This window comes from Phycisphaerae bacterium, from assembly GCA_012729815.1.
Lineage (GTDB): Bacteria > Planctomycetota > Phycisphaerae > JAAYCJ01 > JAAYCJ01 > JAAYCJ01.
Window position 1 is genome coordinate 1 of sequence record JAAYCJ010000302.1, and the last position, 18,075, is coordinate 18,075.

Sequence of the window (18,075 nt, forward strand, 5' to 3'; positions counted from 1 at the left end):
ACGGGCGGACGATGCTGGCGGCGGCAGGCGAGACGATGGATCCGGTGCAACTCGGGTTGCTCGCGCAGAAGGCGGAGCACGACTGGGCGGGCGCGCCGTGCGGGATCATGGACCAGTTCATCTGCGTTCTCGGCCGAGCGGGTCACGCGCTGCTGCTGGACTGCCGGTCGCAGGAGTTCGAGCACGTGGCGATGGCGTTCGATCACGCGGCTTTGCTGATCGCCGATACGCGGGTGAAGCACGATCTGGGCAACAGCGAGTATCCGGTTCGGCGAGCCCAGTGCGAGAAGGCGGCGGCGATCATCGGGAGACACGAGCGTGGCGTTGCGGCGCTGCGCGACGTGGACGCGGCGATGCTGGAGAAGTATAAGGGCAGGCTTGATCCGCTGTTGTATCGGCGGGCGCGGCACGTGGTGGGCGAGGACCAGCGGGTGATGGAGGCGGCGGCGGGATTCCGCAGCGGGGATCTGGCGGCGGCGGGCGACGCGATGAACCGGTCACACGAATCGGCGCGCGACGATTACGAGATTTCGTGCGAGGAGCTGAACTTTCTGGTCGATCGGGTTCGCGAGTGCGAGGGCGTGTACGGGGCGCGGATGTCGGGCGGCGGGTTCGGCGGCTGCATCGTGGCGCTGATCGACACGGCGCGGGGCGAGGCGATCGAGGCCCGTCTGACCGAGACGTACGAGAAGCGGTTCAACATCAGCCCCGGTATTTTTGTGACGGCTGCGGCAGGCGGCGCGGAGGTGCTTCAGTCATGATGCGAGCCGTTCTGGAACAGTTGGTGCGCGGCGAGGATCTGTCGGGCGAGCGGATGCGTGCGGTGTTCGAGCAGCTCATGGCGGGCGAGTTGACCGATGCGCAGATCGCGGCGTTTCTGGCGGCGCTGGCGTGCAAGCGGCCGAGTTCGGAGGAGTTGGCGGCGGCGGCGGCGGTGATGCGCGAGAAGGTAACGACGGTGCCGGTGGGCGTGGACGCGATCGACACGTGCGGGACGGGCGGCGACGCGCGGAGCACGTTCAACGTTTCGACGTGCGCAGCGATCATCGCGGCGGGGGCGGGGGCGTACGTGGCCAAGCACGGGAACAAGACGAACACGCGGGTTTCGGGCAGCGCGGAGGCGTTTGCGGCGCTGGGGGTGAACATCGACGCCGAGGTGCCGGTCGTCGCGCGGTGCATCGAGGAGGCGCACGTGGGTTTTTGTTTCGCGATCAAGCTGCATCCGGCGATGAAGTACGCGGCGCCGGTGCGGCGTGCGATGGCGATCAAGACGATTTTCAATTTTCTGGGTCCGCTGACGAATCCGGCGCACGTGAAGCGTCAGGTGATCGGGGTGCCGAACGCGGACGAGACGGAGCTGGTGTGCGACGCGTTGCGGCGGCTTGGGGCGGAGCGTGCGATGGTGGTGCACGCGATGGAGCGGCTGTGCGACATTTCGATTGCCGGGCCGACGCGGATCAGCGAGCTTCGCGACGGGACGGTGCGGACGTACGTGACGCGGCCGGAGGAGCTAGGGCTTTCGGCGTCGAGTCTTGATGCGATCATGGTCGAGAGTCCCCAGCAGAGCGCGGAGCGGATCGGCGAGATTCTGGCGGGCAAGAAGGGTCCGTGCCGCGATATCGCGGCGGTCAACGCGGCGGCGGCGCTGGTGGTGGCCGGGTTGGCGGATGATCTGAAGACGGGTTTGAGGCTGGCGGTTGAGAGCATCGACTCCGGCGCGGCGAGGGCGGCGCTGGCGAGGCAGGTTGAGATTTCGAATGCTGGTTGAACACTGCCGGCGAGACCGTTCGGGCTGGTACGAACGGATTGGTCTCTTGTGGATGACCGGCTGGCGGTTGGCACAGTTGTTCTGTCATGATGGGTGGTGGTATGGAAAGCATGTCTAGCACAGCCGGGCGGTGGCGGGGGGTTTTGTTTGATTTTGATTATACGTTGGCGGATTCTTCGCCTGGGGTGATTGAGTGCGTCAATTTCGCGCTGCGTGAGATGGGGTTGGCGGCGGCGGCGGCGGAGCATATTCGGGCGACGATCGGGTACAGTCTGGCGGATGCGTTCGCGATATTGACGAATCGGTGCGATCCGCGGGCGGTGGAGGCGTTTGGGAAGTTGTTTCTGGAGCGATCGGAGCAGGTGATGGTGGATTTGACGCGGGTGTATCCGTGCGTGCCGGCGGTGGTCGGGCGGCTGAGGCGGGCGGGGTTGAAGCTGGCGGTGGTGTCGACGAAGTATCGGCGTCGGATCGAGGCGGTGCTGGCGCGGGAGAAGCTGGCGGATCAGTTCGATCTGGTGATCGGCGGGGATCAGGTCAAGCGGAGCAAGCCGGATCCGGAGGGTCTGTTGGCGGCGATGGCGCGGCTGGAGGTGGCGGAGCGGGCGTGTTTGTACGTGGGCGACAGCGTGGTGGACGTTCGGACGGCGAGGAACGCGGGTGTGGCGTTCGCGGCGGTGCTCAGCGGGGTGACGGAGCGTTCGGCGCTCGAGTCGGCTGGCGCGACGTGGATCATGGCGAGTCTTGAGGAACTGCCGGAGAGGCTTGAGGTCGCGGAGCGATGAGGGATGAGACGGCGGGAGCGACCCGTTACGCGTGGGTGATATTGGCGGTCGGGACGTTTGTGGTGTTTGGGTCGCTGGGGTTGGGGCGGTTCAGCTACACGGCGGTGCTGCCGGCGATGCAGGCGGGGCTGGCGATGGATTCGACGCAGGCTGGGACGCTGGCGACGGCGAACCTGGCGGGGTATCTGGCGTTGTCGGCGGTCGGCGGGGCGCTGGCGGTGCGGTTCGGGCCGCGGGCGGTGATCGCGACGGGATTGGCGGTGGCCGGGGCGGCGATGGTGCTGACGGGTTTTGCAGATGGATTTGTTTCGGCGGCGGTGTGGCGGGCGATGGCGGGTGTGGGAAGCGGGGCGAGCAACGTGCCGGTGATGGGGTTGCTGGCGGCGTGGTTCGCGCCGCAGCGGCGGGGGCTGGCGGCGGGGATCGGGGTGTCCGGGTCGTCGATCGGGCTGATCTTTGTCGGCTGGGCTGCGCCGCCGATTCTGGAGGCGTATGGCGAGGCGGGCTGGCGGGCGTGCTGGTTCGTGTTCGGGGCGATCACGCTGGGATTGGCGGCGGTGTCGGTGGCGCTGCTTCGGAATCGGCCTTCAAGCACGTCGGCGGCGAAGGCAGCGGTTTCGCCGGTGGCGTGGGGCAGCGTGTACCGGTCGGGGGCGGTGTGGCGGCTTGGGCTGGTGTACGTGGCGTTCGGTTTTTCGTACATTATCTATCTGACGTTTTTCGTCAAGTTTCTGATGGCGGAGGGCGGGTACCGTCCGTCGGAGGCGGGGGACCTGTACGCGGTGATCGGGTGGTTCAGTCTGTTGTGCGGACTGATCTGGGGGACGGTGTCGGACCGGATCGGACGGAAGTTTGCGTTGGCGGCGGTGTACCTGATCCACGCGGTGGCGTTCGCGTTGTTTCCCGCGTGGCCGAGCCCAGCGGGCTTTACGATCTCAGCGGTGCTGTTCGGGGTGTCGGCGTGGAGCATTCCGGCGATCATGGCGGCGGGATGCGGGGATTTGCTGGGCGGGCGATTGGCGCCGGCGGGGTTGGGGTTTATGACGCTGTTTTTCGGGATCGGTCAGACGGCGGCGCCCGGAGTGGCGGGGGCGATGGCGGACGCGGCGGGTTCGTTGATGCCGGCGTTCTGGCTGGCGGCGGGCGTGGCGTTGGCGGGCGCGGTGGGATCGCTGACGCTGCCGCGTTTTGCGGAGGGTTCAAAACGGTGAAGCCGGTGATCCTGTTCGATCTGGGCAATACGCTGGTGCGGTACTACCGGCGGAGCGAGTTCGCGGGGATTCTGGGGCGGTCGATCGCAGCGGTGGCGGACGTTTTGTCGGAGGCGGGATTGCCGGTGGCGGCGGGGGAGGAGCTGGGGCGTCGGGCGGATGCGGAGCGTTACGAGTCGATCGACCACGCGGTTCGGCCGCTGGAGGGGCGGCTGGGGCGGGTGTTCGGGTTCGATCCGGCGCGGGTGGAGGCGGAACTGGTGGATCGGGCGGCGCGGGCGTTTCTGGCGGAGACGTTCGCTCTCGCGCATCGTTACGAGGATGTAGTACCGGTACTTAGCAAGCTTAAGGAGCGACGCGTTCGGACGGCCATCATTTCGAACACACCGTGGGGCAGTCCGGCGCGGCTTTGGCGGGAGGAGTTGGGGCGGCATGGGCTTACCGATCTGGTGGATCGGGCGGTGTTTTGCGGGGAGGTGGGGTATCGCAAGCCGCACCCGGCAATTTTTCACTATGCGCTGGAGCGGCTTGGGGTCGGGCCGGAGGCGTGTTTGTTTGTGGGGGACGATCCGCGGTGGGACGTTGCGGGACCGCGGGCGGTGGGGATCGAGGCGGTCTTGATCGATCGGCTGGGGGAGTGGCCGGAGGCGGATGCGCCGCGGATCAGGACGCTTGAGGCGCTGTTGGATCAGTCGTCGCGGGGGTCGGAGGGCTGATCGAGGTCATCGTCGGGGGGGACTTTGACGCGGCGGCCGGATTCGGCCCACGGGTCGTAGAATGGGGTCTCGGATGGCTTGACGTCGGCGATCTGGCGGTAGCGCATGGCGAAGCGTCGGGCGGCGAGGAGGAAGACCACGGTGCCGAAGAGTCCCAGCAGGATCAGGACAGTGACCCAGAAGAGTCCGAGGGCGCGGGCCTTGGCCTGTTCGGGACTGACGGCGGGTTGCGTCGTAACGGAGGCGGGGGCTTGGACTTCCGGGCGGGTGGGGGCCGGCTGGCGCAGGTAGAGCCACAGCGGCACGGCCAGGAGGATCAGCCCGAGGCCGATCAGGGACCAGCCGCAGAGCCGCCGTCGGGGGGAGATTTGCAGATTGTCATCGGTATCGTTCCGCATCGGTCACCTCAGCGTTCGCGCCGGATCACTCTACCGGGATTTTACGGGTCTCGTCAAAGGAAAAGAGGCGGAGCATGAGCGTATTTGCAGCCCTATCACCGGCGCTGAGTAACGCGACGGTGGACGCCGCTCCCGCACGATTGGAGATTGCATCTCCTAGAAGTACAGGTCGCGTTGGTCGGAGGATTTGATCTGGTGGAGGCGTTCCTTGAGTTTGGCTTTGATGTTTTCGTCGTCGAGTTTTTCGATTTCCTCGGCGATGAGTTTTTCGCCGGCTGCGCGGGTTTCGGGGGATGAGTAGTCGACGAGGTACTCCATGAGGGTGGTCAGGGCGTTTGGGGTGCAGAAGCGTTTGATGAAGCCTGGGATGGCGAACTCCATGAAGTGTTCGCCGGTACGTCCGACGCGGTAGCAGGCGGTGCAGAAGCTTGGGATGTAGCCGTCGGAGACGAGTTCGCGCATGACGGTGTCGAGGGGGCGGATGTCGCCGAGGGAGAACTGTTCGCGGTCCATCTGCTGGGCGTCGCCGGCTTCGGTGTAACCGGCGAGTTCGATTCGGCTTCCGGCATCGATCTGGGAGACGCCGAAGGCCATGACCTCGCGGCGGAGTCTGGCGTTTTCGCGGGCGGTGAGGATCAGGCCGGTGTAGGGGACGGAGAGGCGGAGGACGGCGATGAGGCGCTTGAAGTCGTGGTCGTTGACGAGGGGCAGGCCGTCGAGGGAGACTCCGGAGGCCGGCTGGAGTCGCGGGAAGCTGATGGTGTGCGGGCCGACGCCGTAGTGTTTCTGGAGGTGGAGGGCGTGGGTGACGAGGGCGAGGGTTTCGAAGCGCCAGTCGGCGAGGCCGAAGAGGGCGCCGAGTCCGACGTCGTCGATTCCGGCTTCCATGGCGCGGCTGAGGGCGTCGAGTCGCCAGAGGTAGTCGCCCTTGCGGGTTTTGGCGGGATGGAGGGCGGCGTAGGCGGCGTGGTGGTAGGTTTCCTGGAAGATCTGGTAGGTTCCGATGCCGGATTCCTTGACGATGCGGAAGCCTTCGTGGTCCTGGGGGGCGGCGTTGATGTTGACGCGGCGGATTTCGCCGTGGCCTTCCTTGGTCTGGTAGACGGTTCGGACGCAGTCGGCGATGAAGCGTGCGTCGTATTTGGGGTGTTCGCCCCAGACGAGGATGAGGCGTTTGTGTCCGCGGCGGATGAGGGCGAGGACCTGGTTTCTCAGGTCGTCGAGGCTGAGGGTTCGGCGGAGGGCATCGCGGTTGGAGACGCGGAATCCGCAGTAGGCGCAGTCGTTGACGCACTCGTTTCCGATGTAGAGTGGGGCGAAGAGGACGATGCGGTTGCCGTAGACGTTTCGTTTGAGCTGTCGGGCGGCTTCGAAGATCTGTTCGATGGTTTGCGGGTCGTCGGCGCGGAGCAGGACGGCAGTGTCATCGGGGTTCAGGGCCTGCTTGTCGAGGCTTTTGGCCAGGACGTCGCGGACCTGGGTTGGATCGGGCGGGCCGGCCTGGAGCATTGCGGCGAGAGCGTCGTCGTCGATGAAGTCGGCAGCGGTTTTACTGAAGGTCATAGCGGGTAGAGCGGCCACGGGATTATCCTCCTGTCTCGGCCTGGCGGGCCGATGAAGCGTTGGTTTGTCGTTTGGAGTCGCCGCGTCCGGCGCCGACGGTGCGGCCGATGTCGTGGATCCGGCTTCGCAGTCGCAGGTGGAAGTCATCGGGACTTTCCTGCAGGCAGGCCTTGGCCGGGTAGATTTCGTAGAGCGGGCGGTAGCGGAGGGGGGTGAGGTTGGGCATGACGACGTTGGCTCCGCGGACGAGGCCCAGTTCGCGGCCGTTGGCCTGGTTGACGGTGGCCAGAGCGGTGGTGCTTGGGATGTTGGCCCACGGGCAGGCGAGGCGTGCGAGGGCGACGGCCTTGTAGGTGGTGATCTCGTCGTTGGGCACCTGCCGGTCCGGCGGCAGGCGCAGTTGCGACGCCATCTGGGCGAGCGGGGTGTCCGGATGCGGGAGCCACGGTCCGACGCCGATCATGTGCAGGCGAAGTTCGCGGAACATCGCGATATCGTCGGCGAGGTCGTCGTAGGACTGGCCGGGGATGCCGACCATCACGCCGCTGCCGACCTCGTAGCCGAGCTGGTCGAGCCGTCGGAGGATGGCGATGCGGTCGGAGGGGCGGTTGTTCAGGTCGGGGTGGATGATTTTGTAGAGTTTGGGATTGGAGGTTTCGAACCGCAGGAGGTAGCGGTCGGCCCCGGCCTGGCGCCAGGCGACCAGGTCCTGGTCGGGGCGTTCGCCGAGGCTGAGGGTCACGGCCAGGGGGGTGTCGGATTTGATCTGGCGGATCAGGCGGGCCAGGCGGTCGGTTTCGACGCCGTAGTCTTCGCCGGCCTGCATGACGACGGTGCCGTAGCCGAGTTGGACGGCGTGGGCGGCGCAGTCGAGGATTTCCCGGTCGGTGAGGCGGTAGCGTTCGATTTTGGCGTTGGGAGCGCGCAGGCCGCAGTAGAGGCAGGATCGGGCGCAGACGTTGGAGATTTCGATCAGTCCGCGAAGGTGGACCTGGTCGCCGACGGCGCGACGGCGCACATTGTCCGCACGGCGCCAGAGTTCTTCGAGGCGCTGTTCATTCGTCTCGCGGAGCCAGTAGAGTATCTCGTTTCGGTCCATCGTTTGCGTTTTCGCGTCGCGGGCTGCGGTTGAGGGTGACGGTGAAGGTGCTTCCCTCGCCGGGCTGGCTGACCACCGCCGCTTCGCCGCCGTAGAGGGCGGCGAGCTTGCGGACAATCGAGAGGCCCAATCCGCTGCCCAGGATGTTTCGGGTTTTTTCGTTTTTGATCCGGACGAAATCCTGGAAGAGGCGGTCGGCCTCTTCGTGGGTCATGCCGATCCCGGTATCGGAGACGGCGATGGCCACCCGGTCATCCCGCGGCTGGAGGCACACATCGACCCGGCCACCGTCCTTATTATATTTTACCGCATTGGAGACGAGGTTATTAAGAATAATTTCGATCTCGCCCCGATCGGCCTTCATGGGGAGGGGGTCGGGGGCGTCGAGGTGGATGGCGATGTTTCGCTGGGCGGCGGCGGGCGTGGCGGTGTCGATGGCGGTGCGGGCGATTTCGGTCAGGTTCAGGTCGAGCAGTTCGCGTTGTTTTTTGCCGGATTCGATGCGGGTCAGGTCGAGCAGGTCGACGATGAGCTTCCGCATGCCGTCGAGTCTGACGATGGATCGTTCGAGCATGTTGTCGTAGACGGCTTGGTCGTTGCCGGCGGCCTTGTCGCGGACGATTCGCAGGTAGCCTTCGATGGCGCCGAGGGGGGCTTTGAGTTCGTGGGCGAGGACGGAGATGAACTGGAAGCGGACCTGTCGTTTTTCCTCAGCGAGTCGCCGGGCCTGCTGCTGGAGGATCAGGTGCTCGGCGGCTTTGCGGACGGTGTTTTTGAGTTCGTTGGGGGTGAAGGGTTTGGCGAGGAAGTCGTAGGCTCCGCGTTTGATGGCGGTGACGGCGGTTTCAAGGGAGGCGTAGGCGGTGATCATGACGGTGAGGGGTTTTTCCTCTTTGGAGGCGATAGCTTGGAGGAGATCGAGGCCGCTCATGCCCGGCAGCTTGTAGTCGAGCAGGAGGATGTCGGGGCGGGCCTGTTCGATCATGTCGCGGGCCTGTTCGGCGGTTTCGGCCTGGGCGACGTCGAAGCGGACCTGGCCATTGATGTCGGGGACGGCGACGGCGTAGTCGCCCAGGGCGCGGGCAACGCCGAGGCGCATTCCCATCTCATCGTCGACGACCAGCACGTTGAGGGTGTCCATGTTCGCTCCTTGGGCCGTCGGTTACGGCAACAGCCCTTCGATTTCCTCGGCCAGCCTGACCGGATCGACGGGTTTGTCCAGGAACTTCTGGACGGGCATCCACGCCTCGTCGGGGACGAATCGGAAGGGGGCGCCAGTTTTTTCGTGGATGGCGGAGAGCATGACCAAGGGGAGGTCGGGGGCATGTTCGTGGATTTCGCGGGCGAGTTCGAGGCCGGCGGTCTGGGACTCCATCATGATGTCCAGGACCACCAGGTCCGGCCGCTGCCGGTTCAGGATCGCGCGGGCCTCGTCGGCGGAGTAGGCCCCGGTCACCGCATGTCCACGGCTCTCCAACACCGCCTTGTTCATGGCGATGATGTCCACGTCGTCATCCACCAGAAGAATATTGGCCATCGAACTCCTGCCTTTCGCTCGCGTCGCCCCCGGATCGGGCGACCGGACCGCTTGAAAACCCTTGTTTCTAGCCGATCGGCGTCGCCACCGCAACCGGATACTACTCCTGCTGGCCTTTTCGGGGCAGAATGACGGTGAAGGTGGTGCCGGTGGGTCCGTCGGCGGGGTCGGCGTTGGACTCCACGGTGATGTCGCCGCGGTGCATCTTGATCACGCCGTAGGCGACGGCGAGTCCGAGTCCGGTGCCTTTTCCGATCTGCTTGGTGGTGTAAAACGGTTCGAATATTTTCGAGAGCCTGTCTTTGGCAATGCCCACGCCGGTGTCGGTGACGGCGACGGAGACTTTGTCGGCGTCGCCGCGGGTGACGATTCGCAGGGTTCCGCCGTTGGGCATGGCGGCGTAGGCGTTGGTGATGAGGTTGGTGAGGACCTGGATGACCTGGTCGCGGTCGAGTTCGGCGGTTGGGTCATCGAGTTCGTGCTCGGACCAGACCATGATGTTCTCGGGGGGCGGGACGGTTCGCAGGCTGCGGTCGACCAGTTCGGTGACGTCGGTCGGCTGGAGTACGACCTTGTTTTGTCGGGCGAAGTGGAGGAGTCCCTGGACGATTTTTTTGCATCGGTCGGCCTGGTCGACGATCATGGAGAGGTCGTCCTTGAGGCGGTGGTCGGCGTTTGCTTCGTCGAGCAGGAGGTGGGAGTACATGAGGACGACGCCGAGGGGGTTGTTGATTTCGTGGGCGATTCCGGCGGCGAGTTGGCCCATGCTGGCGAGTTTTTCGGAGTGCATGAGGGCCTCCTGGACGCTGGCGAGCTGTTCGTTGGAGACGGCGAGTTCCTTGATGGTTCGACGGAGCTGGTCGATGGTGTAGGGCAGGCACATTTCGCTTTCGGCGAGGCCCTTGTAGATGGCGATGGCGTGTTCGCGGCAGGAGTCGTAGCCGCAGGCCCCGCAGTTGAGTTCCTCTTCGGGGGCGAACTTGCCCATTCGGGCGAGGATTTCGCCGATGTCGTGGTCGGAGGGGGCGGGGATCCGCTGATCGTCGGGCGAATAGCGTCGGGTGAGGTCGAGGTCGTCGAAGCTTTCGAGGGTTTGGCGGAATTCTCGCGGGTCGATGGATTCGGCGCGTTGTCGGACGAATTCGCTGACGCGGGCGCGTCGGGCGTAGAGGGGGAGCGGGGCGGACATGCCGGGCCCCATGATGCAGCCGTTGCAGCAGAGGATTTCGAGGAGTTTGGCCTCGAAGGCTCCGGAGGCGAACTCCTTGATGGCTTCGACGAAGTCCTGTCGTCCGTCGGCGGTGATGATCTGGCCGGCCATGAGGTCTTCGCGGAGGTCGGCGGCCTGGAGGAGTCCGCGGCTGATGGGGAAGAGGGCGCCAAGGCCGGAGTGCGGCGGGTCGAAGTCGGAATCCTGGACCTGGTCGGGTGTGACACCCTCGGTTTCGAGGAGGCTGCGGAGTTCCTGGAAGGTCAGGACGGCGTCGATTTCGCCGGGGACGTGGGGGCTGGCGGCCTCCTGTTTTTTAGAGACGCATGGTCCGATGAAGACGATTCGGAGGTCCGGGCCGTGGAGGCGTTTGAGGCATCGTGAGATGGCGACGGCGGGCGAGACGATGGGGGCGAGGTTCGGGACGAGGTCGGGGTGGTAGCGTTCGACGTAGGCGACGACGGCCGGGCAGGGCGTGGAGATGTAGCGTCGGCCGTCCCTGGCGTTCAGGAGTCGGCGGTATCGGTCGGCGACGAGGTCGGCTCCGAAGGCGACCTCGGCGACGAGGCCGAAGCCGAGCTTGCGGAGCATGCCGACCACGCGGAAGGGTCCGAGGTCGACGAACTCAGCGGGGAAGCTGGGGGCCAGGCAGGCGGCCACCTTCGCTCCGGAGTCGAGCAGTTGCCGGACTTGCGGGATGGAGGAGACGACCTGCTTGGCGTCCTGGCTGCAGACCCTTACGCAGTTGCCGCAACCGATGCACCGTTCGGGGAGGATTTCGGCCTGTCCGTTGGCGATTCGGATGGCCTTGGCCGGGCATTCGCGGACGCACGTGTAGCAGACACGGCATCGTTCCGGCACGGTCTCGATGAAACGGCCTGACTGCATGGCTCCTGCCTCACGGGTGATGATGCTCCGTCTGACCTGCGGGTTCCTTGAGCAGGCGTCGGATTTCGGCGCGAAGCTGGTCGGGCCGGACCGGCTTGTCGAGGACCTTGTCGACCTTCAGCCAGGCCTGGGACTCGGCGGAGGGGGTGGCGAAGTTGATTCCCGTACTGGCGGCGACGGCGGTCAGCAGGATGATCGGGGTTTGGGGGTAAAGCTGTTTGAAGGAATGGCTGAGGACGAATCCCGAGTCCATCTGCTCCATCATGAGGTCGAAGACGGCCAGGTCGGGCCGGACGCTCAGGAGTTTTTCCTCAGCGTCTTCGGTTCCGACGGCGGTGACGACGTCGTAGCCGGCGGCGTTGAGGGTGAGTCGCATCTGTTCGACGAAATCGGGGTCGTCGTCCACCACGAAGATAGTTTTTTTATCGCTCATGACCGCTCCTTGGTTGATGTTGTTCGGCCGGCCGGTGTGGGCCTAGACCAGATCGTCCCTTTTGGTGTAGTGGGTGTGCAGCAGGCGATGGCTGACCTCGCCGAGAGGCTTGCCGAGGAATTCGTCGTAGAGCCGGGTGACCCACTGGTTGCGGTGGCTGACCCGCACGGACTCGGCCTGGTCGATGCGGTAGAGGCCCCGCATGCGTGCCGCGATGGCTTCGGGGTCGGCGCCGAGGGGCTGGCCGCCGCCGTTGATGCATCCGCCCGGGCAGGTCATGACCTCGATGAAGTGCAGGTCGTTTCGTCCGGCGCGGACCTGGTCGAGGATGTTGCGGGCGTTCTGGAGTCCGCTGACGACGGCGGCTCCGACTTCGAGGTCGCCGATCTTAGCCCGCAGTTCCTTGCATCCCTTCATGCCGCGCAGCGGCTGGATCTTGAGTTCGTCCATTTCCTTGCCGGTGATCAAGAAGTGGGCGGAGCGGACGGCGGCCTCCATGACGCCGCCGGAGGCCCCGAAGATCTTGCCGGCGGTGGTTCGTTCGCCGAAGGGGGTGTCGGGGGTTTCGGGTTCGAGGGCGGTGATGTCGAGGCCGAACATGCGGATGAGTTGGCCCAGTTCGCGGGTGGTCAGGACGTAGTCGACGTCCGGGACGTGGTTGGGGGCCATTTCGGGCCGGCTGCACTCGAACTTTTTGGCGGTGCAGGGCATGATGGAGACGCTGACGATGCGGTCGGGATCGAGGCCTTCGCGTTGGGCGAAGAAGCTCTTGATGACCGCGCCCATCATCTGCTGGGGGCTCTTGCAGCTCGAGACGTTGGGGATGAAGTCGGGATAGAACTGTTCGAGGAACTTGATCCATCCGGGCGAGCAGCTGGTGAGCATGGGCAGTACGCCGCCGGTCTGGATGCGGTGGACCAGCTCGGAGCCTTCCTCCATGATGGTCAGGTCGGCGGTGAAGCTGGTGTCGAAGACGCGGTCGAAGCCGAGTCGGCGGAGGGCGGCGACCATCATGCCGTCGACGTCCTTGCCCGGCTTGACGCCGAATTCCTCGCCGAGGGAGACGGAGACGGCGGGGGCGTGCTGGACGACGACCGTTTTGGTCGGGTCGGAGAGGGCGGCGACGACCTCGTTGAGGTAGGAGTGCTCGCTGAGGGCGCCGGTGGGGCAGACGAGGATGCACTGTCCGCAGTTGACGCAGGTGGAGAGGTTCAGGCCGTCATCGAAGGCGGTGCCGACGAAGGCGCGGCTTCCGCGGCCGACGAAGTCGATGGCGGAAACTCCCTGGATTTCCTCACAGACGCGGACGCAGCGGCCGCAGAGGATGCATTTGGCCGGGTCGCGGATGATGGAGGGACTGGAGACGTCCATGGTTTCGCGGCTCTTGACTCCCTGGTAGGTCCGCTGGCGGACGCCGAGTTCCTGGGCGAGGCTCTGGAGCTCGCACTTGCCGTTGCGGGCACAGTAGAGGCAGTCGTCCGGGTGGTTGCTCAGAAGCAGTTCGACGATGGTTTTTCGGGCGTCGAGCACCTTCGGACTGCGGGTTTTGATCTTCATGTTCGGCGAGACCGGGAAGGAGCAGGAGGGCACCAGGTTGGGGTTGCCTTCGAGCTCGACCACGCACATCCGGCAGGCTCCGGTCGGGGGCAGGCCCTCGACATGGCACAGGGTGGGCACGTGGATTCCCTGGCGTTTGACCGCGCTGAGGATGGTTTCACCCTCATTGGCTTCGATCGTTCGACCGTCAACTTCAAGCGTAATCATTCAAGCACCTCGACTAGTCTGTGATTATCCGCACGTCACTGGGGTTGGGTGAATTCCAGGTCGCACCGCAGGCAGCGCCGGGCCTCGCCGACGGCCGACGGCTCGTCCAAGGAGAGTTCGACCTCGGTGAAGCACTTGCAGCGTCGTTCGACCGGCAGGTGTGGGATTTCGACGCGGGCCGCGGTGGACCCGTCGTCCTCTTCCTGCTGCATTTCGGTCGGCGGCACGTAGACCGAGGGGAGTTTGACCTTGGTGAGCGTCTTGAGCAGTTTGCCCGAGAGGTAGCGGTCGATCATGAGGGCCGCCTTCTTGCCGGCGGCGACCGCGGCGATGACGGTGCTGGGTCCGGTGACGATATCGCCGCCGCCGAAGACGCCGGGCCTTTTGGTGGACCAGGATTCGGCGCTGATGGCGAGGGTGCCCCAGCGGGTCTGGTCGAGTCCTTCGATCGCCTCTTTTTCGGGCTCTTCGCTGATGGCCACGATGAGGGTGTCGAGTTCGACGTCGAACTCGCTGCCGGGGATCGGGACGGGTTTCTGCCGGCCGGAGGCGTCGCGTTCGCCGAGCTTGTTGCGGATGAAGCGGACGCCGCGGAGCTTGCCGTTTTCGACGCGGAGGGCGACCGGGGCGACGAGCTCGTCGATGGTGATGCCTTCGGCGAGTCCGGCTTCGATTTCCTCGGCGTAGGCGGGCATTTCCTGCCGCGTGCGTCGGTAGAACATGGCGACGCTCTGGACACCCGGCTGACGGAAGGCGACGCGTGCGGCGTCCATGGCGGAGTTGCCGCCGCCGATGATTCCGACGCGTCCGCGACCGAGGGCCTTGCCTTCAAGGTTGTGGGCCTTGAGGAACTTGATGCCGGGGATGATTCCTTCGGCATCCTCGCCGTCGAGTTCGAGGCGTTTGCTCTGGTGGGAGCCGGCGGCGATGAAGACGGCTTTGAACTCGTTTTCCATGAGGCCGTCGATGGTCAGTTCGCGGCCGAGGGCCAGGCCGTGGCGGACCTCGATGTTCTCGTTGAGGAGGGCGTCGATTTCCTTCTTGAGGATCTCGCGAGGCAGGCGGTAGGCCGGGATGGCCCCGACGAGCATGCCGCCGAGTTGGGCTTCGCGTTCGAAGATGGTGACCTTGTGTCCGAGCAGCGAGAGGTAGTGGGCGGCGGTCAGTCCGGCCGGTCCACCGCCGATCACCGCGACCTTGGCCGCGTCGGAGCGCTCGCGGACGACGGCGGGCGGGGCGGCGCTGGGATCGACGCGATCGACGACGAAGCGCTTCAGGGCCCGGACCGCCACCGGATCGCCGCCGGTGACTCCCGACCGGCACGCCTGCTCGCAGGGATGATGGCAGACGCGGGCGCAGGCGGACGGGAAGGGGTTGGCCTGGCGGATGACGCGGTAGGCGTCTTCGTATTCGCCGCGGCCGATGTGGGCGACGTATCGCCAGACCTCGGTGCCGACCGGGCAGGCGTTTTCGCACGGAGCGCCGACGAGTTCGCGGCAGGAGCCGGCGGGGCAGCGGCGTTCGTAGATGTGGGCTTCGTACTCGTCGCGGAACCACTGGAGGGTGCTGAGCACCGGGTTCGGCGCGGTCTGGCCGAGTCCGCAGAGGCTGGTGGCCTTGATGGTCTCGGCGAGTTTCTTGAGGTACATCACGCCCTGCATGCGGAGGAGGGCGTCGGTGTCGTCCTCCTGTCGGCGCGGTCGGCAGATGGCCCGCAGGATGCCGAGCATGCGGCGGGTGCCTTCGCGGCAGGGGATGCACTTGCCGCAGCTCTCGCTCTGGATGAACTCCATGAAGTACTTGGCGAAGTCGACCATGCAGGTCGACTCATCGACGACGACCAGGCCGCCGGAGCCCATGATGGTGCCGAACTTCTTGAGGGCTTCGTAGTCGGTCGGGATGTCGAGGTGGGCCTCCGGGACGCAGCCGCCGGAGGGGCCGCCGATCTGGACGGCTTTGCACCGCTTGTTGTTGGCGATGCCGCCGCCGATGTCGAAGACGACCTGGCGGAGGGTGGTGCCCATGGGGACTTCGACCAGGCCGGTGCGTCGGACCATGCCGGAGAGGGCGAAGACCTTGGTGCCCTTGCTGCCCGGGGTGCCCATGGAGGCGAACCACTCGGCTCCGCGCTCGAGGATCAGCGGGAGGTTGGAGAGGGTCTCGACGTTGTTGATGACGGTCGGCTTGCCGAAGAGGCCCTGGACGGCGGGGAACGGCGGACGGGGTCGCGGCATGCCGCGTTTGCCCTCGATCGAGTGGATCAGGGCGGTTTCCTCGCCGCAGACGAACGCGCCGGCGCCCATCTTGATGATGATTTCTAGGTTCGTGCCGCTTTCGAGGATGTTCTCGCCGAGCAGGCCGTAGGCCCGGGCCTGGGCGATGGCCTCCTTGAGTCGGCGGATGGCCAGGGGGTATTCGGCGCGGATGTAGATGTAGGCCTTGGTGGCCCCGATGGCGTAGGCGGCGATCAGCATGCCTTCGAGGAGGCGGTGCGGGTCGCTCTCGCCGACGGCGCGGTCCATGAATGCGCCGGGGTCGCCTTCATCGGCGTTGCAGATGAGGTACTTCTGGCCGCCCTGTGCGGCGAGGGCGAACTTCCACTTTTTGCCGGTGGGGAAACCGCCGCCGCCGCGGCCGCGCAGGCCGCTGGCTTCGACGAGGTCGCAGACCTCATCGCGGGTCATGGTGCGGAGGGTCTGAGCGGCGGCTGAGTACCCGCCGCGGGCGATGTACTCGTCGATGTTGGTCGGGTCGATGATGCCGCTGGCGGCCAGGACGACCCGCCGCTGGGCGGAGAGGAACGGATGCTCGTCGAGGAAGGGGACGTCGTCCCAGACCTGGAGTCCGGGGTCTCGGAACTGTCCGAGCACCGCGGCGGTCGGGACCTGGCCCTTTTTGAGCATGGCGTCGAGGATCGCCGAGACGTTTTCGGCGGTGACGTTGCGGAAGCTGACTCGGGCCTTGCCGGGGAGCTGGACGTCGACGATGGGCTCTTCGGAGCAGAGGCCGACGCAGCCGACCTCGACCACTTCGACGTTGAGCGAGGCGGACGCGAGGTATTCGCGGATGGCGGCCAGGGTTTTGCCGGCTCCGGCGCCGAGGCCGCAGGTGCCGGTACCGACGTAGAGGACCGGGCGGGCGACCCGCTGACGGCGGAGGCCGGCCAGGAGGTCGGCAAGGGCCTGTTCTCCGGCCGACTGCGCCTTGCCGAAGGGTCCGCTTTTGAGGCCCGCGATCAGTTCGGGCCACGGCATCCTCGGTTCTTCCCAACAACGATTCGTCAGTGTGGAATTGCTTGCGTTAGACTTGGGCATGATTGGACACCTTACTCCGATACTCCTGGATGACCTTCGCCAGTTTCTGCGGCGTGACTTTGGCGTAGAACTCACCGTTGATGTTGACGACCGGGGCCAGTCCGCAGGCCCCCATGCAGGCGACGACTTCGAGGCTGAACAGTCCGTCGCGGGTGGTCTGGCCGGGCTTGATCTTGAGCACCTTCATGACCATTTCGAGGTTCTTGAGGGAGCCTTTGACGTGGCAGGCGGTGCCGCGGCAGACCTGGACGTGGAAGCGTCCCGGCTGATTGAAGCGGAACTGGTTGTAGAACGTCGCCACCCCGTAGATCTTGCTGGTCGGCAGACCCAAATGGCGTCCGATCCGCTGGACCGTTTCCCGCGAGAGAAACCCTTCCGCTTCCTGGACTTCCTGCAGGATGGGGATCAGCATCTCCCGTTTCGCCGACGGGTACTTTTCCAAAATGCTTTCGACCTCGGTCATACTCACCTTGCCATCTCCTTCTTCGGTGCACCACGACGGGCAAAGAATGCCACTTTTTCAAGGGACACGGTGATGTCCATAGTTTCCACGTAGATATCGGGTCGGACGCGGAGGGCGGCGGGGGCGAAATTGAGGATTCCGCGGACGCCGGCGCCGACGAGTCGGTCGGCGACTTCCTGTGCCTCGGTGGCGGGGACGGTAATGATTCCCACTTCGATTCGATTATTGCGGACCACTTGGGCAATATCTTCGACGGGATAGCATCGGCAGCCCTGGATGACCCGGTTGGTCTTGTAGTGATCGCTGTCGAAGGCGGCGACGATGGAGAGTCGCGGTCGTCGGCCGGCGAAGAAGGCGAGGATGGCCCGTCCGAGGTTTCCGACGCCGACGAGGGCGGCGTTTTGTCCTTCGGGGGCGTCGAGGTGGGCGCCGATACTGGCGAGGAGGGCGGAGACGTCGTAGCCGCGGGTGGGGGTACCGGAGTATCCGACGGCCATCAGGTCGCGGCGGACCTGGGCGGCTGTGCATCCGGCCATGGAGGCCAACTGGTGCGAGTAGACGCTCTGGACGCCGCTATCGCGCAGGCCGTGCAAAAGACGGCGGTAGACACTTAGACGACCTATAACTCTGTCGGACATCACGCCACTGCAAGCTCAGCTTATGCGTCTCGGGCATCACACGGTGGTGTGTGAAAATTGTCACATCGTTACATTATTCACAGTAGCAAATCCATCGGCTTTTTTCAAGGCCTTCGGGCAAAAAAAAAACGGAGGAAGAGCGGGGGCGGTCGCCCATGCTGCCTGTAACTACTTTATCAACAGCAGTTTATAGCAATGATAAAAAAATGCATTTTTTAGGGTCTTTCGGGTTCCGCTGGGGCGGGTTTCCGCCGCGTGGGGCGTTTCATTGCCATGGGGCGGCGGGTG

Annotated in this window: 16 protein-coding genes; 5 read left to right on the forward strand and 11 right to left on the reverse strand. The window is 65.4% G+C overall.

The features are described 5' to 3' along the window. From GXY33_19745 to GXY33_19765, 5 genes are all read left to right on the forward strand, one after another. On the forward strand, window positions 1–761 hold a 761-nt coding region (locus GXY33_19745; protein NLX07379.1), incomplete at its 5' end, for a galactokinase. Continuing rightward, window positions 758–1,768 (forward strand): anthranilate phosphoribosyltransferase, encoded by a 1,011-nt coding sequence (gene trpD / locus GXY33_19750; protein ID NLX07380.1) that lies wholly within the window; start codon window positions 758–760, stop codon window positions 1,766–1,768. The genes GXY33_19745 and trpD, both read left to right, overlap by 4 nt. A 110-nt stretch (window positions 1,769–1,878) precedes the next feature. Next, window positions 1,879–2,553, forward strand: a complete 675-nt coding sequence (locus tag GXY33_19755) for an HAD-IA family hydrolase (protein NLX07381.1) — start codon at window positions 1,879–1,881, stop codon at window positions 2,551–2,553. Further along, window positions 2,550–3,764 carry a YbfB/YjiJ family MFS transporter gene (locus tag GXY33_19760; protein NLX07382.1) on the forward strand — a complete coding sequence of 405 codons (1,215 nt, stop codon included), beginning with the start codon at window positions 2,550–2,552 and terminating at the stop codon, window positions 3,762–3,764. Before GXY33_19755 ends, GXY33_19760 begins: the two co-directional genes overlap by 4 nt. A 32-nt stretch (window positions 3,765–3,796) precedes the next feature. After that, window positions 3,797–4,480 (forward strand): HAD family hydrolase, encoded by a 684-nt coding sequence (locus tag GXY33_19765; protein NLX07383.1) that lies wholly within the window; start codon window positions 3,797–3,799, stop codon window positions 4,478–4,480. On the opposite strand, the gene GXY33_19770 is transcribed toward GXY33_19765, so the two are convergent. The 11 genes from GXY33_19770 to GXY33_19820 all read right to left on the reverse strand — a co-directional run bounded on the left by GXY33_19770 (window position 4,453) and on the right by GXY33_19820 (window position 17,787). Further along, window positions 4,453–4,878: a hypothetical protein gene (locus GXY33_19770; protein ID NLX07384.1), complete on the reverse strand. Its 426-nt coding sequence runs from the start codon at window positions 4,876–4,878 to the stop codon at window positions 4,453–4,455. The two genes, GXY33_19765 and GXY33_19770, sit on opposite strands and share 28 nt — an antisense overlap. 156 nt (window positions 4,879–5,034) lie before the next feature. Then, a complete protein-coding gene (hydG, locus tag GXY33_19775; GenBank protein ID NLX07385.1) occupies window positions 5,035–6,441 on the reverse strand; it encodes a [FeFe] hydrogenase H-cluster radical SAM maturase HydG in 1,407 nt (468 codons plus the stop codon). A 22-nt stretch (window positions 6,442–6,463) separates the two neighbouring features. Further along, window positions 6,464–7,540 (reverse strand): [FeFe] hydrogenase H-cluster radical SAM maturase HydE, encoded by a 1,077-nt coding sequence (gene hydE, locus GXY33_19780; GenBank protein ID NLX07386.1) that lies wholly within the window; start codon window positions 7,538–7,540, stop codon window positions 6,464–6,466. Beyond that, on the reverse strand, window positions 7,497–8,681 hold the full coding sequence (locus GXY33_19785) for a HAMP domain-containing histidine kinase (GenBank protein NLX07387.1): 1,185 nt from the start codon (window positions 8,679–8,681) through the stop codon (window positions 7,497–7,499). The genes hydE and GXY33_19785 overlap by 44 nt, the downstream gene beginning before the upstream one ends. Window positions 8,682–8,702: 21 nt before the next feature. Next, window positions 8,703–9,077 (reverse strand): response regulator, encoded by a 375-nt coding sequence (locus tag GXY33_19790; protein ID NLX07388.1) that lies wholly within the window; start codon window positions 9,075–9,077, stop codon window positions 8,703–8,705. 100 nt (window positions 9,078–9,177) lie between these two features. After that, window positions 9,178–11,175 (reverse strand): 4Fe-4S binding protein, encoded by a 1,998-nt coding sequence (locus tag GXY33_19795; protein NLX07389.1) that lies wholly within the window; start codon window positions 11,173–11,175, stop codon window positions 9,178–9,180. Between the two features lie 10 nt (window positions 11,176–11,185). Continuing rightward, the gene (locus GXY33_19800; GenBank protein ID NLX07390.1) at window positions 11,186–11,608 is read right to left on the reverse strand and encodes a response regulator; all 423 of its coding nucleotides are present in this window, start codon (window positions 11,606–11,608) and stop codon (window positions 11,186–11,188) included. A gap of 42 nt (window positions 11,609–11,650) precedes the next feature. Continuing rightward, entirely contained in the window at window positions 11,651–13,372 is a 1,722-nt protein-coding gene (locus GXY33_19805) for a 2Fe-2S iron-sulfur cluster binding domain-containing protein (GenBank protein NLX07391.1), read from the reverse strand. A gap of 35 nt (window positions 13,373–13,407) precedes the next feature. Then, window positions 13,408–16,626, reverse strand: a complete 3,219-nt coding sequence (locus tag GXY33_19810) for an FAD-dependent oxidoreductase (protein NLX07392.1) — start codon at window positions 16,624–16,626, stop codon at window positions 13,408–13,410. Between the two features lie 46 nt (window positions 16,627–16,672). Further along, window positions 16,673–17,149, reverse strand: a complete 477-nt coding sequence (nuoE, locus tag GXY33_19815; GenBank protein NLX07393.1) for an NADH-quinone oxidoreductase subunit NuoE — start codon at window positions 17,147–17,149, stop codon at window positions 16,673–16,675. A 2-nt stretch (window positions 17,150–17,151) separates the two neighbouring features. After that, window positions 17,152–17,787: a redox-sensing transcriptional repressor Rex gene (locus GXY33_19820; protein NLX07394.1), complete on the reverse strand. Its 636-nt coding sequence runs from the start codon at window positions 17,785–17,787 to the stop codon at window positions 17,152–17,154. Window positions 17,788–18,075: the final 288 nt, after the last annotated feature.

Bases quoted from the DNA above. Each gene is read 5' to 3' on its own strand.
- trpD (NLX07380.1), top strand. From the start codon at position 758: ATGATGCGAGCCGTTCTGGAACAGTTGGTGCGCGGCGAGGATCTGTCG.
- GXY33_19755 (NLX07381.1), top strand. From the start codon at position 1,879: ATGTCTAGCACAGCCGGGCGGTGGCGGGGGGTTTTGTTTGATTTTGAT.
- GXY33_19760 (NLX07382.1), top strand. From the start codon at position 2,550: ATGAGGGATGAGACGGCGGGAGCGACCCGTTACGCGTGGGTGATATTG.
- GXY33_19770 (NLX07384.1), bottom strand. From the start codon at position 4,878: ATGCGGAACGATACCGATGACAATCTGCAAATCTCCCCCCGACGGCGG.
- hydG (NLX07385.1), bottom strand. From the start codon at position 6,441: ATGACCTTCAGTAAAACCGCTGCCGACTTCATCGACGACGACGCTCTC.
- hydE (NLX07386.1), bottom strand. From the start codon at position 7,540: ATGGACCGAAACGAGATACTCTACTGGCTCCGCGAGACGAATGAACAG.
- GXY33_19785 (NLX07387.1), bottom strand. From the start codon at position 8,681: ATGGACACCCTCAACGTGCTGGTCGTCGACGATGAGATGGGAATGCGC.
- GXY33_19790 (NLX07388.1), bottom strand. From the start codon at position 9,077: ATGGCCAATATTCTTCTGGTGGATGACGACGTGGACATCATCGCCATG.
- GXY33_19795 (NLX07389.1), bottom strand. From the start codon at position 11,175: ATGCAGTCAGGCCGTTTCATCGAGACCGTGCCGGAACGATGCCGTGTC.
- GXY33_19800 (NLX07390.1), bottom strand. From the start codon at position 11,608: ATGAGCGATAAAAAAACTATCTTCGTGGTGGACGACGACCCCGATTTC.
- GXY33_19805 (NLX07391.1), bottom strand. From the start codon at position 13,372: ATGATTACGCTTGAAGTTGACGGTCGAACGATCGAAGCCAATGAGGGT.
- GXY33_19810 (NLX07392.1), bottom strand. From the start codon at position 16,626: ATGCCGTGGCCCGAACTGATCGCGGGCCTCAAAAGCGGACCCTTCGGC.
- nuoE (NLX07393.1), bottom strand. From the start codon at position 17,149: ATGACCGAGGTCGAAAGCATTTTGGAAAAGTACCCGTCGGCGAAACGG.
- GXY33_19820 (NLX07394.1), bottom strand. From the start codon at position 17,787: ATGTCCGACAGAGTTATAGGTCGTCTAAGTGTCTACCGCCGTCTTTTG.